The sequence below is a fragment of the Paenibacillus sp. FSL F4-0097 genome, assembly GCF_038593125.1.
Taxonomy (GTDB): domain Bacteria; phylum Bacillota; class Bacilli; order Paenibacillales; family Paenibacillaceae; genus Paenibacillus_AQ; species Paenibacillus_AQ odorifer.
Genome location: NZ_CP151965.1, coordinates 393,653 through 410,900, shown reverse-complemented (window position 1 = coordinate 410,900; position 17,248 = coordinate 393,653). Strand labels below are relative to the sequence as shown.

At 46.7% G+C, this 17,248-nt stretch carries 12 protein-coding genes; 7 read left to right on the top strand and 5 right to left on the bottom strand.

Features of this window, described 5'->3' with window-relative positions; all coding sequences use genetic code 11:
• Positions 1–119 precede the first annotated feature (119 nt).
• The 5 genes from MHH86_RS01810 (at position 120) to MHH86_RS01790 (ending at position 6,066) form a co-directional block, all read left to right on the top strand.
• Complete coding sequence (locus MHH86_RS01810) at positions 120–2,987, top strand: 2-oxoglutarate dehydrogenase E1 component (protein WP_076224882.1); 2,868 nt, start codon at positions 120–122, stop codon at positions 2,985–2,987.
• A gap of 52 nt (positions 2,988–3,039) precedes the next feature.
• Positions 3,040–4,326: a 2-oxoglutarate dehydrogenase complex dihydrolipoyllysine-residue succinyltransferase gene (odhB, locus tag MHH86_RS01805; RefSeq protein WP_036682784.1), complete on the top strand. Its 1,287-nt coding sequence runs from the start codon at positions 3,040–3,042 to the stop codon at positions 4,324–4,326.
• 532 nt (positions 4,327–4,858) lie between these two features.
• Positions 4,859–5,143, top strand: coding sequence for a helix-turn-helix transcriptional regulator (locus MHH86_RS01800; protein WP_081383738.1), 285 nt, complete (start codon positions 4,859–4,861; stop codon positions 5,141–5,143).
• 237 nt (positions 5,144–5,380) lie between these two features.
• The gene (locus MHH86_RS01795) at positions 5,381–5,836 is read left to right on the top strand and encodes a hypothetical protein (protein ID WP_342479609.1); all 456 of its coding nucleotides are present in this window, start codon (positions 5,381–5,383) and stop codon (positions 5,834–5,836) included.
• A 68-nt stretch (positions 5,837–5,904) separates the two neighbouring features.
• On the top strand, positions 5,905–6,066 hold the full coding sequence (locus tag MHH86_RS01790; protein WP_342479608.1) for a hypothetical protein: 162 nt from the start codon (positions 5,905–5,907) through the stop codon (positions 6,064–6,066).
• 342 nt (positions 6,067–6,408) lie between these two features.
• Here the strand turns inward: MHH86_RS01790 and MHH86_RS01785 are convergent, their stop codons facing one another.
• The 3 genes from MHH86_RS01785 to MHH86_RS01775 form a co-directional block, all read right to left on the bottom strand.
• Positions 6,409–7,665: an OFA family MFS transporter gene (locus tag MHH86_RS01785; protein ID WP_143760543.1), complete on the bottom strand. Its 1,257-nt coding sequence runs from the start codon at positions 7,663–7,665 to the stop codon at positions 6,409–6,411.
• Between the two features lie 126 nt (positions 7,666–7,791).
• A complete protein-coding gene (locus MHH86_RS01780) occupies positions 7,792–8,520 on the bottom strand; it encodes a LytTR family DNA-binding domain-containing protein (RefSeq protein WP_036687441.1) in 729 nt (242 codons plus the stop codon).
• On the bottom strand, positions 8,517–10,121 hold the full coding sequence (locus tag MHH86_RS01775; RefSeq protein ID WP_269473521.1) for a sensor histidine kinase: 1,605 nt from the start codon (positions 10,119–10,121) through the stop codon (positions 8,517–8,519). Before MHH86_RS01775 ends, MHH86_RS01780 begins: the two co-directional genes overlap by 4 nt.
• 261 nt (positions 10,122–10,382) lie before the next feature.
• Here MHH86_RS01775 and MHH86_RS01770 point away from each other — a divergent pair, with 261 nt between their 5' ends.
• Positions 10,383–10,898, top strand: a complete 516-nt coding sequence (locus MHH86_RS01770; protein ID WP_051491511.1) for a nucleotidyltransferase family protein — start codon at positions 10,383–10,385, stop codon at positions 10,896–10,898.
• Between the two features lie 75 nt (positions 10,899–10,973).
• Here MHH86_RS01770 and MHH86_RS01765 read toward each other — a convergent pair whose 3' ends face one another.
• Positions 10,974–12,488, bottom strand: coding sequence for a methyl-accepting chemotaxis protein (locus MHH86_RS01765; protein ID WP_076316596.1), 1,515 nt, complete (start codon positions 12,486–12,488; stop codon positions 10,974–10,976).
• 234 nt (positions 12,489–12,722) lie between these two features.
• On the opposite strand from MHH86_RS01765, the gene MHH86_RS01760 reads away from it, so the two are divergent.
• A complete protein-coding gene (locus MHH86_RS01760; RefSeq protein ID WP_076316595.1) occupies positions 12,723–13,817 on the top strand; it encodes a GGDEF domain-containing protein in 1,095 nt (364 codons plus the stop codon).
• 118 nt (positions 13,818–13,935) lie between these two features.
• Here the strand turns inward: MHH86_RS01760 and MHH86_RS01755 are convergent, their stop codons facing one another.
• A complete protein-coding gene (locus tag MHH86_RS01755) occupies positions 13,936–17,058 on the bottom strand; it encodes an EAL domain-containing protein (RefSeq protein ID WP_076141399.1) in 3,123 nt (1,040 codons plus the stop codon).
• Positions 17,059–17,248: the final 190 nt, after the last annotated feature.

The following is a 17,248-nucleotide window of genomic DNA, read 5'->3' as shown; positions in this document are numbered from 1 at the left end:
ATTACAGTGGCTGAAAGTAGCACAATAAGATGAGAAATGAAACCGCAATCATCACAGCTCCAGTAAGCGTTGACACAAAATGTCACGTATGGAGTTCATCCGTTAAGGAGGATGTATTCATGGCAGCCAAAGAGCCCTATAACGAATCCATTTGGAGTAAGTATTACGGACCCAATTTAGGCTACATTCAAGAAAGATATGAACAGTTTGTGAAAGATCCCTCCACCGTAGAAAATAATTATCGCGAGCTTTTTACAAATTCGGGACCCCCTCCCCTAACTCCGGATAGCGAACCGGCTCCTCAGCCGCGCATCTCGGGAGACACCGAATGGCTTAGAAAAGCAGTAAGAGCTTCCAAGCTAATCGCCAATATTCGTATATATGGCCATATGGCCGCTGAAATTGATCCGCTGGTACGCGATCAGAATCCCATGGCAAAATATCTTGAGCCTGAAACCTATGGGCTGACCCGCGAAGACCTGATTGCACTGCCTGCCACGCTTATATGGGAAAATGCGCCGAATGATGTGCATACCGGGTGGGATGCCGTGCAACGTATGCGTCAGGCATACACCAAGACTATCGCCTATGAATTCGGGCATGTGCATGAAGAAAAAGAACTGCAATGGCTAAATAGACAGGCAGAATCCACCAGCTCACCAGCACCCCTGAATAATACAGAACGCAAAGAGCTCCTGAACCGCCTGATTCAGGTAGAGCAATTTGAAACCTTCCTCCACAAGACTTTTGTAGGTCAGAAGCGTTTCAGTCTTGAAGGCAATGATGCTCTTGTGCCGATGTTAGACGAAATCGTACGCGCTGCTGCACATGACGGTGCAGAGCATATTTTGATGGGCATGGCGCATCGCGGTCGCCTCAACGTCCTTGCACATATTTTGGGCAAACCTTATGATATCATATTTTCAGAGTTTCATCATTCTCCGAACAAGGAGCTTTTCCCTTCCGAAGGCTCCACAGGCATTAACTATGGCTGGACAGGTGATGTGAAATACCATCTCGGTGCAGACCGTGCTGTCCGTGAAGGAGAAACCGTACGCACAAGAATAACACTAGCGAATAACCCAAGTCACTTGGAATTCGTCAATCCTGTCGTGGAAGGTTTCACTCGTGCCGCACAAGAAGACCGGAGCACTGCAGGACTGCCGAAGATTGATACCAGTAAAGCTATGGCGGTGCTGATGCATGGTGATGCTGCTTTTCCAGGTGAAGGAATTGTTGCAGAAACGCTTAATATCGGCAAACTTCAAGGTTATCAAAATGGTGGGACGATCCATATCATTGTTAATAACCGAATTGGTTTTACGACTGAAAGTGAAGATTCCCGTTCTACGCATTATGCGAGTGACATTGCCAAAGGGTATGAAATCCCGATAGTCCATGTCAACGCTGATGACCCAGAGGCCTGCGTAGCAGCCGTACGTTTAGCTAGCGCATACCGCCATCAATTCAAAAAAGATTTCGTAATTGATCTCATCGGCTACCGCCGTCATGGTCACAACGAAATGGATGATCCTGAAACCACACAACCTATTGTCTACGGCAAGGTTCGCAATCATCCGACCGTCTACAAGGTTTATGCAGAGAGACTGAAAAACGAAAAGGTTCTTACCGCCGAAGACGTACAAAAGATGAATGCTGAAGCAGAAAGCGTATTGCAGCGTGCGTACGATAATATGAAGGAAGGCAATCATAAGAAAAAAGAACCCAAAGCCTTCATTCCTCTACAAACGGACCGCGCAGCGGCAAACACTACAGCGGTATCCATCTCCAGCCTGCAGGAGATCAATCGTGAACTGTTGACGGTTCCAGCTGGATTCCAGGTTTATCCGAAGCTGGAGCGCATTTTACAACGTCGTAAAGATGCACTGAATGAGGGTGAAAAGGTCGACTGGGCACTGGCTGAAACGTTAGCCTTCGCTACCATTTTGAAAAATGGGACGCCCATCCGACTGAGCGGTCAAGATGCCCAACGCGGAACCTTCGCACATCGCCATCTGGTGCTGCACGACAGTAAAACAGGAGATTTATTCTCTCCGCTACATCAGCTAAGCGATTCCCGTGCCTCCTTTGGCGTATACAACAGTCCATTGTCAGAGGCATCAGTATTAGGCTTTGAATATGGTTATAATGTGTTTGCACCGGAAACCTTCGTAATCTGGGAAGCACAGTATGGTGATTTCGCCAATGCGGGTCAGGTTATTTTTGACCAGTTCATTGCGGCTGGACGCGCCAAATGGACACAGCGCAGCAATCTCGTCATCATGCTGCCGCATGGCTACGAAGGACAGGGACCTGAGCACTCCAGCGGTAGGCTGGAACGGTTCTTGCAGCTATCCGCTGAGGAGAACTGGACAGTCGCTAATCTGACTACCGCTTCGCAATATTTCCATCTGCTGCGGCGCCAAGCAGCGTTATGCGGGCAGGAAGATGCTAAACCGCTAGTCATTATGACGCCGAAAAGTCTCATTCGTAATACGCGCAGCACTTCTGCCGGAACCGAGCTGGCTTCAGGACAATTCAAGCCTGTATTAGCTGAATCTTTGCTTGGCCAGAAACCAAGTGAAGTTAAACGGCTCGTAGTCTGCAGCGGTAAAGTCGCTATCGACATCCAAACAGAACTGGAAGCAGCACCTGATAAGGATTGGTCATGGCTGCATGTTCTTCGCCTAGAGCAGCTTTATCCGTTCCCGGAACAGGAGCTAAGCGAACATTTAAACTCCCTCAGCTCCCTCCAGGAAATTGTCTGGGTGCAAGAAGAGCCGAAGAATATGGGCGGCTGGAGCTATAGCGAGCCTCGGTTACGGGCCATCGCACCGAAGAATGCCGGCGTAAGATATATCGGCCGTCCGGAACGTTCCAGCCCGGCCAGTGGTTATGCAGATGTTCATAGCTTCGAACAACGGAGAATTGTAACAGAAGCCCTAAAATCAAATTCGAACGTACAAGCGGCTGTACCGTCCTCTTAAGAGGACGGTATCACAATAGCGTAAACCATTATGTTTGGGGAGGAAACGGCCTGTGTCAGAAATCTTAGTACCCGATCTGGGAGAATCCATATCCGAAGGAACCATCTACAAATGGCTGGTTAAAGAAGGCGACACGGTAGGTCAAGGCGATGTGCTCGCTGAGCTGGAAACAGATAAAGTGAATCTGGAAATTAGTGCAGAGGTGGAGGGTGTCATCTCCACCATCCTGCGTCAAGCGGGCGAGAACGTAGCCGTTGGCGAAGCCATCGGCATCATTGGAGCCGCAAGCGGCAGTACGCCGCGGGCCGCTGAAAGCGAAGCCGAAGCGCCTAAAGCGGCTCCGGCAGGCGGCAACGCAGTAGCAGCCGCCGCGCCTGTAGCTGCGCCCGAAGTGCCTGCAGCAGGTGGCGACAGCCATGCTGCCTTGGCATCGCCGGGCGCACGCAAGCTGGCACGGGAGCGCGGCATCGACCTCGGCGAGGTTAGCGCCCGTGATCCTATCGGCCGGATTGGTCAGGCCGATGTGTCCGGTCATGGTGCAGCAGCGCCGCAGGCCGCTGCACCGGTAGCTCCGGCGCCGCAAGGCAAGCCGGAGCCAGCGAAGCCGGCAGCGAGCAAAGCCACGCCGGACGAGGGCAAAAACGTGGAGCGCAAGCGCATGTCGCGCAGACGGCTCACGATTGCCAGCCGCTTGGTCGAAGCGCAGCAGACCGCGGCCATGCTTACCACCTTCAACGAGGTGGATATGACAGCGATCCTCGACATCCGCAAGCGCCGCAAGGATGCTTTTAAAGAGAAACATGAAGTTGGACTGGGCTTCATGTCCTTCTTCACTAAAGCCGTGATCGGTGCGCTTAAAACCTATCCACTGCTGAACGCCGAAATCGACGGTGAAGATCTGGTCGTTAAGAAATTCTACGACATCGGTATTGCTGTTGCAGCGAAAGAAGGACTTGTAGTTCCAGTAGTCCGTGATGCGGATCGGCTCAGCTTCCCGGAAATCGAGCGCCAGATTGGCGAGCTCGCTTCCAAAGCACGCGCCAATACGCTCAGCCTCTCCGAGCTGCAAGGCGGAACATTCACCATCACCAACGGTGGCGTATTCGGCTCCTTGTTATCCACACCGATTCTGAATACACCACAGGTGGGTATTCTAGGGATGCATAAGATCCAACTGCGTCCGATCGCGCTGGACGAAGAAAGAACCGTAAACCGTCCAATGATGTACATCGCCCTTTCCTATGATCACCGGATCGTAGACGGCTCTGAAGCGGTAAGCTTCCTCGTCAAAGTGAAGGAATTGCTGGAAGATCCAGAAGCACTGTTGTTAGAAGGCTAACGCTCTTCGACTTTTCGACGACATAAGAATATAAAGAAGGTATCCCTGCAGCTCTCGCTTGGGGGATACCTTCTTTTATATCTGGATCGACTTGCTGCCTTCCCTGCATACGATTTAACTGTATTTTATACACTTATTTATTTCTAATCTGCTCATATCCTCTTCTCTAATTGCATTCTCTACAACTAAAATCCGTAAAAACGTCTATTTCCACTAATCTAACCAGTAATAACTGTATCAAATACAACTAAAGGACCTATATACAGAATATTAGTGAACTTTAATTGCACATAATACAACTAACTTAGCGCATGCATCTACTAACTACTAACTACTAACTACTAACTTCAAACCTCAAACCTCAAACTTCAAACTTCAAACTTCAAACTTCAAACTTCAAACTTCAAAACTCTACTTCAATAGCTCCTCAGCCAGCTGTAAAAATTGCTCCTTGGTCAAAATCTTATCTCCATAGCTGGTGAATGTATAATACGCATCCTGCTTCTCGTTATACCAATTCAGATAATCATAGCTGACTTCTAAAGAGTTCTTTATCAGCTCCTATTATTTATCACACCAATTTAAGTTAATTACCGGCTCCACGCTGACAGAATATATTCAGATGACCCGGGTCCGTAATGCCCAGCAATTGCTGATTTACACCCGCCTGAAGATTTCCGAGATCGCCGGGCAATGCGGATTCAACAGTTTCTCCCAGTTCAACCGCATATTCAATAAACTTAGCGGGGTCTCCCCATCCGAGTTCCGCAAGAACCAGGTCACATCCAACACTGCTTCGACCACACTGTCCTATTGATGTACTTGCTTACCTAGTTACAAAAAATCCGCTGTGCGTCCGACAAATCTATCCACCCTCTAAATAAACATATTGAGCAGTAACGGAGGCAATGTTTAGACGCAAAAGAGAGACGAAGGGAAAGGAATGGCAAAAGTGATGGTGCAGGAACAGACGTTGGTAGAGATGCTGGTACTGGTACTGGTGCTGGTACTGGTGTAGGTACTGGTACTGGTGTAGGTACTGGTACTAGTGCTAGTGCTGGTACTGGTGCTGGTACTAGTGCTGGTGCAGGTGCTGGTGCTGGTGCTGGTACTAGTGCTGGTGCAGGTGCTGGTACTGGTGCTGGTGCTGGTGCTGGTGCTGGTGCTGGTGCTGGTGCTGGTGCTGGTGCTGGTGCTGGTGCTGGTGCTGGTGCTGGTGCTGGTGCTGGTGCTGGTGCTGGTGCTGGTGCTGGTGCTGGTGCTGGTGCTGGTGCTGGTGCTGGTGCTGGTGCTGGTGCTGGTGCTGGTGCTGGTGCTGGTGCTGGTGCTGGTGCTGGTGCTGGTGCTGGTGCTGGTGCTGGTGCTGGTGCTGGTGCTGGTGCTGGTGCTGGTGCTGGTGCTGGTGCTGGTGCTGGTGCTGGTGCTGGTGCTGGTGCTGGTGCTGGTGCTGGTGCTGGTGCTGGTGCTGGTGCTGGTGCTGGTGCTGGTGCTGGTGCTGGTGCTGGTGTAGGTGCCTGTAGTGATGTAGGTGCTAAGTGCTCCTAGTGATGTAGGTGCTAGGCGCTCGTAGTGATATAGGTGCTGGTGCTGGTGCTGGTGCTGGTGCTGGTGCTGGTGCTGGTGCTGGTGCTGGTGCTGGTGCTGGTGCTGGTGCTGGTGCTGGTGCTGGTGCTGGTGCTGGTGCTGGTGCTGGTGCTGGTGCTGGTGCTGGTGCTGGTGCTGGTGCTGGTGCAAGGGTAGTCACGTTTAGCTGTATTTCGTACACCTATTTTTTCATGCATCACGCCACCATTAGATATAGCTGTATTTGGTGCAACTATTTCCTTGGTTTTTTCGCCTATAAGCAAAATTTCGAGTTTTTATTTGTACAGAATACAGCTAAAATCCGAAGATTCACTATTTCATACGGAATAGTTGTACAGAATGCAGTTACTTCTCAGATCCCAGCAAAACTCCTTCTCCCAATTGAAGATAATCCGCCCAAACAAGTCTCAGCTCAGCAAGCCACCGCAAATCAAAAAAACAGGCAGCAATTCTCCACTAACCGGAGAATCGCTGCCTGGCTCTAACTTCAATTACACCTTAAGCCGTACGTTCCGTTGCTTTGAGACGCAGCGCTTTTTTCTCTTTCGACTTCGCCACTGGCGGTTTCAGAGAAATCGCGATGATGCAGGCCAGCAGGCACAAGAGGCCAAAGATAACAAAGGTTGGTTTGAACCCGCCTAGGAAGACGGCGATAAACGAACCGGAAAGGGCACCAATACCAAAACCTTGGTAGACGATTCCGTAGTTCTTACTGTGATTTTTCAGTCCGAAGAAGTCGCTGACAATGGCCGGGAACACCGTGATATTCCCGCCAAAGCAGAACGCAATGGCTGCTACACAAGTGAAGAAAAGTCCGAAATTCAGGGTCGCGTAGCTGAGGGTCAGCATAGCCGCCGCAGTTACAGCAAGTGATGCGCCTACCAGCTTCAAGCGGCTCATTTTGTCAGATAAAGCACCCAGAATTAAACGTCCCGCTGTATTAAAGATCGCAATCATAGCCACCGCACTAGCTGCAGTCTGTACATCAAGTCCAGCCAGCTGCACGCCGATATCTTTTACAATACCAATCAAATACAGACCACACATACAGGCGGTGAAAAAGATGATAAATAGCAGATACGCTTCTTTTGTCCGCAGCATTTCTTTGACCGTATAGTCTTTCGGTGAACTCATTACTGCAGCTGTCGTTGAACCCGCTGGTGCTGGGGCCGCTTGAACCGGAGCTTCTCTTACGAGCAAGGAACCGATTACAATCATGCCCATAACAATCAAACCCCAATACATAAATGTATTAGACACACCCACTGAGTCAATCAACCCGCCGTTAATATATTTAAAGATCAAACTCCCTGTTCCATAAGCACCAACGGACACGCCGGAGATTAAACCTTTATTATTCGGAAACCATTTAATTAAATTAGATAATGAAGTGATATAAGCTGTCCCATCCGCAAAACCAACGATCACCCCAACCAATAAATAGAACATGAAGAGTGAATTGGCCTGCGAGCTAAGGATCAATCCTAGTCCGAGCACAATCCCAGCAGTAGCAGTCAAACGGCGAAGCCCGAAACGATCCTGCAGCTTCCCTGCGAACAAGGTCGCGAAAGCGAGTGCAAAGCTCGTTATAGAAAAAGTAATCGAAACGGAGTTAAGCTCCCAGCCAAATTTTGTTACCAGATGCGCATTAAATAAACTCCATGTATAGATGGTACCTAGGCCCATTTGCATAATTACTGTACCTAATACGATTAGCCACCGTTTGGTGCTTTTGCTGTCCATTGTCGTAGTCATGGTCTTTTCCTTCTTTCTCTCTCGTTGTCTGCTACAAGAGCTTCTATCGCCTCTTTATTGTAGCTAAACCAGCCGATGTTGAGAGAAATCCGGCATGAGATGACGGAAATGAAGAATGAATTGCATTTATAAGCGCATAATCTGCCTGAATTCTTTTACCTTACTACGACTTACCGGCACTTCAAAATCTAAATCATGCAGGCGCAGCAAATACGTATTGTTGAACCACGGGATGATTTCCTTGATCTTGGACAGGTTAACAATATAGGAACGATGGCAGCGAAAAAAACGATCCTGCGGCAGCCGCTGAAAGAAATCGCTAATACTAAGTGCCATGCTGTATTCCTCACCTTTAGTCATCACACTTGTACTTTTTTCCTGCGCGGAGGCGTAATAAATATCGTCGGCATTCACTACGATAATCTTTTCATTTTTCCACAGATTAACCTTGTCACTGACCGGATTACGCTCCTCTTCCCCCTGTCGTCCACGGTTGGCAAACGCATTTTCCAGCTTGTGCAGCATGGCTTTAATGCGAACCTCGCTATACGGCTTAAGAATATAGTCAAAAGCTTCAATCTCAAACGCCTCAGCGGCATGCTCCTTATACGCAGTGATGAACACTATGTAGGGTTTTACCGAGAATCTACTGATATTCTGTGCCAACAGCACCCCATCGATAGAGGGAATATTAATATCCAGAAAAATCACATCTACCGTATCACTCTGCAAAAATTTAAGTGCGTCCAGCCCATCTTCAAACTGTGCCGTTATATCGATCCCGCTGTGCGTCTCTATTAAATAAGCCAGCTCCTGTCTTGCCAGCTCTTCATCCTCTACGATGATCGCTCTCATTGGTCCTCCTTTTTAACATCAAAAAAGATGTTCGTCCCTTTATCCAATCTCTGAATGGTAAGTCCAGTCCCATAGATCAGCTTTACCCGTTGGTGTACATTAAACAGCCCGATTTTATTCTCCGGCATATCGCCAGTATAGACTTTCTCTATCGTTTCCTCGCTGATGCCAGCTCCGGTATCGCGAATGCCCACCCGTACGGTATCCCCGTGGTCTTTTACAGAAATCGTTACTGTTCCTGTCCCTCTTACCTTCAGTATGCCATGTATAATCGCATTTTCTACAAGCGGCTGAATGATCAGACTCGGAATCCGAACCTGAACCTCATCAATATCATAAAGCACGTTAAGCCGGCTTCCAAAACGCGCCTTTTCGATCTCTACGTATTGCTGGACCTGCTGTAGCTCTCGTTTGATATCAATGAATTCATCGGTAAGCTCCAGATTGTATCTCATATAACCGGACAGATTCACAATCAGCTCACGCGCCTTATCCGGATTAATTCGAATCGAGGACGCAATCGCATTCAGTGCATTGAATAAAAAATGCGGGTTAATGCTGGTCTGCAGTGCCTTCAGCTCCGCTTTGTTCGCCATTTCCTTAATGCCTTCCACCCGCGACACTTCCATCAAGGTAGAGATCATTTGCGACAGACCCACGGCCATAGCTTGAAGTGAGTAGGTAATCTTGTGGGCTTTGGTGTAATAGATTTTGAGTGCTCCCGTCACCTCACCCTTTTCCTTTAAAGGAATGATGATCAGCGACTTGATCTGCGGATTCACGTAATCACTATCATCGTTACGGATGGTAATTTCACCACTGGACAACGTTACTTTAGTTTCCTCACTGATAATATCGTTAGTTGTCTCATAATCCTCCTCACCCACACCAACATAGGCACGAATAAACCGAGTATCGGTAATGGCTACAGCGTCTGCACCGATATCCTCTTTGATAATCTGGCAGATGGTTCGCAGTGACTCCTGATTAATATTGCGAAAATACGGCAAGGTCTTATTGGCAATATCAAGCGCCAGCTTGGACTGCTTAGCCGCGATCCGTTCCTTCTCACCTTCCACGCTCTGCACTAACACAACAATCAGGCCGACACTAATCTGGCTCATAATCATCGGAAAAGCAATCTTGGACACGATATCCACACCCAGCGCCATCGGTTGAGCCATCGCTAGAATGAGCAGCATCGTCAGTGCCTCACAGGCCATTCCCGCCAAAATGCCTGCTATCCAGCGACGCTCACCAGAGGTGCGGCGATAGATTATCCCAGACACTATGCCCGCGGTGATACTCGTAATCAGACAAGGAAGAGAGGTTACCCCTCCGATATCAATCAGAAAACGGTGAACCCCTGAGATGATGCCTGTTATAAGTCCAACCCATGGCCCGAACAAAATCCCGCCAGATACGATGGCGATAATTCGTACATTCACAAGCGAACCTTCCACATTAATTCCGCTATAAGTGCCGAAAATGGCAAATAAGCTGAAGATCATCGTTGCAATAGCAAGCTCTTGCGGAGCGTAACTCCCTTTTTGAAAAACCTCTTTAAACCGCGGCAGACGAGTCAATACAAATAGACACATCAGCAATAACGCAGCTCTTTCCAACAATTGCAGTAATATAGTAAACGTATATTGCACGGTCACCGCCTCCAAAGGTCTCGATGTCGATTCATTATAAAGATAGTTCATGCCTCTGTCCATTCAGCCTGTCCCTTTATACCTCTATTGAAACTCTTGTTGTATGATATTAACAGATTGGAAGCATGAATATTAGGAGGTGGCAGTTTGCGCAAGATAGAACACGAGGCAGATATCATTCAGCTTGTACATAATGATCCCTGGATGATGGATATTTTAGAAAATGCCAGATCGCTACAGTTACCTGACTGGTGGGTTTGTGCGGGGTTTGTACGTTCAAAAATCTGGGATACCTTACATGGATTTGAAGAACGGACCCCTTTGCCAGATATTGATGTTATTTATTATGACGGCAGCAATCTTCATGAGGAAGTGGAAAAGCAATGGGAGGCAAAACTAAGAGATTTAAATCCCCATGTGCCATGGTCCGTTAAGAATGAAGCAAGAATGCATACCATTAACAACCTTGCACCCTATACGTCATCTGTAGATGCCATCTCCAAGTTTCCGGAAACAGCTACAGCGCTTGGGCTTTCCTTAGATGAATACGGTAAGGTTATCCTAACCGCTCCGCATGGGATTGCGGATGTTATTAATGTAGTGTTGCGGGCTACCCCTCATTTCAACAATAATCCAAGCTTACTCCCTATTTATGAAAAACGAATTGCACAAAAAAACTGGCAGGCAACGTGGAAGCAATTGCAGGTCAGCGCTACCTAAAGCTAAGTTGTGTTAGCATCGGAATAAAAAAAACAGCAAGCCTCTGCTACAGAAGGGCTTGCTGCTGTTGCTTTATTACACCGCTAAATCAATACCCACCACGCCTACTACATCTCCCTGACGATTCCGGATTGCTCTAGATAATGTAATACAAGAACGTTTCGTAATCGCAGATACGTAAGGTTTAGAGACATATTCACCTTCATTCATGGCCCCATTCCACCAATCACGCCGCTTAGCATTCAACAAGCCAGCCGCTGGCTCGGAGTAGATAAAGGTTCCATCCGTCCGATTAGACCAAATGGCTTGTACATCTGGAATTTTCTTAATGTAAGCGTTCAAAACACCTTGATGAACTTCAGTATCTGGAGCGTAAAGTTCTTCCTTGGCGGAAATCGTCTCCAAGAGACTCTGCATTTCCTGAAGCCGGGCTGCATATTGGCTCATCTCAATTTCCGCTCTGCCCGCAATGCTAGTAACCGATTGCTGCAAGGATTGCGACTCCGCTAACAGATTGGCGCTGACTTCGTTCAGCTGCCCAATTTGATCCCGCTGCCGTGTCACCTGCTCCAGCGTAAGGTCTACATTGGCAATCGTCTCATTCACGATCGCCACCGCACCGCTCAGCTCCGTTGTCACTTCTACAATCAGCTTGCCCTGCTTCGCGGCAGCATCGATTGTTTCCGTCACGGCGCTGCCTACTTCATCTACTCTCGACGCGATATCATCGAGTCGAAGCTTCACCGTGCCGACCTCGTTCACCCCACGCTCCACTGAGACTTGCTCTTTCGTAACGGATTCCAGCACCTGCTGTACTCCATTATTAATGTCAAGCAAGATGCCTGAGGAGCGGTCTACCGAGCTCTTGCTTTGATCAGCCAGCTGCCGAATCCGGCTGGCCACTACTGCAAATCCGCGGCCCTGTTCACCGGCCCGGGCCGCTTCAATAGAAGCATTCAGCGCGAGCAATGAGGTCTCATTCACAATGGAGTTAATCAATGTATTGATCTCCTCTACCATCGCAATATGATTACTCAGGGTAGTAAACTTAGCTAACATGTCCCCACTCTGTGTTTGCAGATCCTTCATCACCCCATCTGCAATGATCAGGGAATCTACCATTGCTGTCATTCCTTGCCGGGCATATTGCATATTCGAGCCTAGTTTTTCCGTCAATTCTTCGATATGTGCTGTAACTGAAGCTACACCGCCCATCGTCTGATAGGCCCCTTCAATATTGGCTTTAGCTTCGTTGCTGCGAATCCTTAAATCCGTTTCATACGCGTGTGAATAATCGGCTGTCTGCTGCAGCTGCTCTGTATGGCGGCTGATTTCTTCAAGTGCACCATGCAGCCGATCCGAGGTAACTACAATCTCATTGCCAAGAAGCTCCACTTTATTCTGTGACTCCTTCAGCAGCGCTTCTTTGCGATAACCGTAGCGGGATGTACTTAGCGAGACCCATCCTAGAGAACCCATAAGCAGAACAATTACCAGCTTATGAATCCAGAGCATGTCAATCAATAAGCTGTACACACTGACAAGAAGCAACAGGACGACTACGAAAATCTGGTTTCGACGAATCTGCATCTTTACTTCCACTCCACTCGATTGATGTTATGTATTCTAACATTATATCAGCAGAGTTAATTAAAGGAAATACTTTCTATAGTATTCCTTTTCGTTCAATCATTCCCCGGGCAAGGCAACTTCCCCTTATAAAGATGCTTGTTGATCTCCCGCTTCCAAGAAAGCCATCAAGAGGAACCCTGAGCTTATTGTCGAATATATAAGCATATTGCCACTGGAAAAGAGGATCACATTATGCGCGCCACACCTCAAACTCCTCGTCAGACCTATTGGAATCGTGTGCTTCTCAATTCATTCTGGATCATCCTGATTGTATATTTAAGTATTCAGTTCATTGTTTCTCTATCCTTATGGAGCCAGCGTCCGGAAACCCCAACCAGGAACGATTATATTGAGCACTCGTTGATTTCTGATTCCATCATAGTGAGTTTGATCATTATTCTAGAAGTAATCTATAGATGGAGGCCTCTGTGGGCCCAACTCGCCATTACGGTTGCAAGCCATCTATTTGCGGTTTTGATTATCGTCAATCTCAGCGATGAGTTGCATGTTAAATCATTAATTATGCTGTTCCCGCTACTAGTCTCGATGATCTATCTGAAGAGCAGTTATATGATAGCCACTTCTGCTATTTCTCTACTGTACACGATCATTTTATTCACCAGGACACCCATTCACCAGTACTTACCGATCACCCAAACTATCATTATCGCTCTTATTTTTGCAGGCACTGCTTTGGCAGGTTTTGCAGTAATCGTTCGTGGACGTGATTTGATGCAATCCCTGCAGAACTCCGTTAAGTCAGAACAGGAATTACGCATTCAGAATATAATTATGGATCGTCTATCTAAGATAGACCCCCTGACTGATCTGTATAATCACAAGACTTTTCACGAATATTTAGGTTGGCTAATTGAGCACCAGCAGAGTAATCCATTCTCCATGCAGCTTGCCGTTATGGATATCGATAATTTCAAAAAAGTAAATGATTGCTATGGACACTCCGTTGGAGATATCGTATTACAAAAAGTCGCAGCGATTCTGCTCGAGTATATCGGTCCTGATGATTTCGCCGCGCGGTACGGTGGCGAGGAATTCATTGTCATTTTGACTACCAAAACCTTTGAGCGATCCTATGAAATCATGCAACAAATTCTAGCCAAAGTAGCCGATACCCCTTTTGCCGAAATGGAAGGTAAAAGCATAACCGTCAGTATCGGGATGCATGATTACACAGGCGCAGACTCCAAAAATTCCACTTTTCAGCAGGCTGATAATGCACTTTACGAAGCTAAAAACACCGGGAAGAATAAAATTGTCATCAGCTAGTGACAAGCTCCACAGACACTGTTTATCTGTCGGAGCTTGTTTTTTTGCAAAGACTTAATCTCAGAAGCATTACACACCAAAAACCCCCACCTTGTAGATGAGGGCTGTGTATCAACTGCTATATTCCGTAACGCTTCTGCGGTTCCAAAAGCTCCACCACTTCCTGCTTCGGAACAGGTCTGCTAACCAGATACCCCTGTACCTTATCGCAGCCCGATTTTCTGAGGAAATCCAGCTGGCTGATCTCTTCCACTCCCTCCGCAACGACCTCCAGCCCCATATTGTGTCCCAGCTGTATAATGGTCTGCACAAAAGACTGGCTGTAAGCTTTTTCCGAAAGCGAATCGATAAAGGTTTTATCCATTTTAAGCGTAGAAATAGGCAATTGCTGCAAATAACTAAGAGATGAGTACCCCGTTCCGAAATCATCCAGCGCAATACGAATGCCTTGGGATTTGAGGAATTGAAGCTTATTCACGATACTCTCAAACGATTCCATAAAAATAGACTCGGTAATTTCCAGTTCAAGACAACTAGGCTTTAGCCCGCTTTCAGCCAGACTTTCCTGCACCATCTCGACGAAATCATCCTGCAATAGTTGAATAATGGAAATGTTAACTGATATCTTGTAAGGAATGCCCATACGATCTTGAATGCCCTTCATAAAGATGCACGATTCCCTAAGCACCCATTCTCCAATATAAATAATCAGCCTGGAATCCTCGGCGATTTTGATAAAAGAAAGTGGAGATACAAAGCCCAGCGTTGGACTATTCCAGCGAATTAAAGCCTCAAAACCAGAGATTAATCCAGACTGGATATCCACCTGCGGTTGATAATATAGCTCAAACTCATTATTATTCATGGCACTGCGCAAATGCTTCTCTATATTCATCCGTTCATTAAACGCAGTATGCATGGATTTGTCATAGACCACATAAGTCCCCTTGCCATCCTCTTTTGCCCGGTACATAGCGACATCCGCATTTTTTAAGATTTGCTCGGTGGTCTCCCCATCTTCCGGATAAAAGGAAATTCCGATGCTTACGGAAACGTACAAATAACTCTCTCCGATTAAAAAGGACTGCCTGAATGCTCTCATGATACGCTCCGCCAGGTCTAACACATCCTCGTGGTTTTCTATATCCTTAATAAAAATCACGAATTCATCCCCACCGAGCCGAGAGAGCATATCCCCTTCACGCACCAACGACTGCAGCCTTTTGCTAGCCTTCTGAATGAGAACATCACCGGATTTATGCCCTAAGGTATCATTGATGTATTTAAAATTATCGGTATCTACGAACAACAGCGCCGCCTTGCCTCCTGAACATTGCAGATATTTCTCCATAGATTCCAGTAGACATACACGGTTGGGTAAATTACTAAGCTCATCCACATAAGCTAGACGATGCATGTGTTTTTGATTCTCCACCAGCATATCGTATTGCTCTACAAGCTCCTGCTGTGTGGCTGTTAGCTGTTCATAGGTTGCCTCAAGCTCCTGATAACTGTTGCTCAGCTTTAGCTCTACCTGCTTCCGCTTACTAATATCAATCAGCGAACCGATAAATAACACAACTTCATCCTTTGGATCAACGATAGCTTTACCACTTACCTCAAACCAGACGAATTGATTATCTTTGGTCCGCATGCGGTATTCCGTCTCGTAGATAGGTGTTAAACCTGCCAGATGATCATGTCTTGCCTTTTGGGATGATGGCTGGTCATCGGGATGAATAATACTAAGCACCCCATTTTCGAATGAATTAATTTCATCCTCCGTATAGCCCATGAGCTTGTACCAGCGATCCGATAGATTATACAGTCCTGTCTCCCAATCAAGCTCCCACATGTAAGCACCAGAACCCTCTGTCGCGAGACTGAACCGTCGTTCACCTACCTGCAGCTTAGCAAATTGCTCCTGTAGCTCGACCTCTGTCGCTGACAGCTCTTCGTAAGTAGCTTCCAGTTCCTCATAACTTTGCTGAAGCCTTAGCTCATTTTGTTTGCGCTCATCGATATCCACTCCTACAAGCACAAAAATATCAGCTGCCTGCTTATCCAATCCTTTTAACAAGGTGGTCCGAAATGAAAAATACCGCGCTGCTGGCGAATTGTCCGGAAGTTTATGCTCAATATTATCAACATAGTCAAGCTGAACTGCCCTTTCCAGCAGATTCCGAATAGCCGCCGTACTGCCTGCCAGACCCTCGATATCCTCAATGTTTTTGCCCACTACTTCATTCTCGCATAGGCCCGTCATTCGCTCAGCGTAATTGTTAAACCGAACTACCTTTTTATCCGCCTGCACAGCCCAAACCACCATACCGCTATGCTCTATTACATCCTCAAAAAATTGCTGTTCCGAATAAACCGCACGCCGTAAGTGATTAATATACATTTTTAGCAAAACCGCACTAATGATTAGAAGACCAAGCAGAATAATGGCTCCCACAATAAATCTATTGCGCATCATAACTTTATAATAATCTGAATGAACGAAGAAATAGTGCTGATACAGCTCTTCAAAAGCACCGGAACGATGCAGGCGATCCAATCTCTCGTTAACATAAGTTACTAGCTCCGGAGCGGATTTACTTATTGCAAAAGCAACATCCCTAGGGTAGAGATTGCTCATTTTTTTGATAATACTCCCCTTCAATTTCTGTTCAGCAATCAGATAATCGATCACTTCCTGATTCTCAAATAGAAGGTCGATTTCCCCTTTTTCAAGAGCCTTTAAAGCTTCAGGAGTCGTTGCATACTCTATGTAATTTGTAATCCCCACCTTGCTATTCAGCACGGTTGCAGAATACTGTCCATTCCCTAACCCAATCTTATAACTTCCCAACGTCTTTAAATCGATCTCATCCTCAAGCTCTCGCCTTGCATAGATGGAAATATAGTTTTTAATAACCGGATCTGAAAATAACACCTCTTGGTTACGCGACTCCGTAATTGCCATAAGACCTGCTATCTCAATATCTCCTTGAATCAGCCGACTGTAAACTTCATCCCATTGCCCAGTACTGTAGTGAATAAGATAATCCTGCTTCTCAAAAATCATCGTGCTCAAATTAATATCAAACCCGGTCAAATACCCATTTTCTACATATTTATACGGTGGATATTCCAGTTCTACTTGGTACCTTATATCCTCTCTTTCGGCGTGAGCGGCTGTAGGAGGTACGAGCAAAAGCAGAAAAATAATCAGAAGCAACATTGTGCACCGCTTCATTGCCCAATTCCCCTTTTTGCAAAAATTTAGAATTTAAAGCATTATTCTAAAAAGTATTCGACAAAATATGGTAAGATTCCTGCTAATTCTTTCCTAAAACCACACATTATACGCAAATCCCCATCTTTCGATGGACTCTTTTATTTGTAAATGATAAAAGTTACGAAGTCTTGATTTTTATATTGCTTTT

Coding starts and splice junctions, on each gene's coding strand:
- MHH86_RS01810 (WP_076224882.1), top strand. CDS start 120: ATGGCAGCCAAAGAGCCCTATAACGAATCCATTTGGAGTAAGTATTAC.
- MHH86_RS01785 (WP_143760543.1), bottom strand. CDS start 7,665: ATGACTACGACAATGGACAGCAAAAGCACCAAACGGTGGCTAATCGTA.
- MHH86_RS01780 (WP_036687441.1), bottom strand. CDS start 8,520: ATGAGAGCGATCATCGTAGAGGATGAAGAGCTGGCAAGACAGGAGCTG.
- MHH86_RS01775 (WP_269473521.1), bottom strand. CDS start 10,121: ATGTGTCTATTTGTATTGACTCGTCTGCCGCGGTTTAAAGAGGTTTTT.
- MHH86_RS01770 (WP_051491511.1), top strand. CDS start 10,383: ATGATGGATATTTTAGAAAATGCCAGATCGCTACAGTTACCTGACTGG.
- MHH86_RS01765 (WP_076316596.1), bottom strand. CDS start 12,488: ATGCAGATTCGTCGAAACCAGATTTTCGTAGTCGTCCTGTTGCTTCTT.
- MHH86_RS01760 (WP_076316595.1), top strand. CDS start 12,723: ATGCGCGCCACACCTCAAACTCCTCGTCAGACCTATTGGAATCGTGTG.
- MHH86_RS01755 (WP_076141399.1), bottom strand. CDS start 17,058: ATGAAGCGGTGCACAATGTTGCTTCTGATTATTTTTCTGCTTTTGCTC.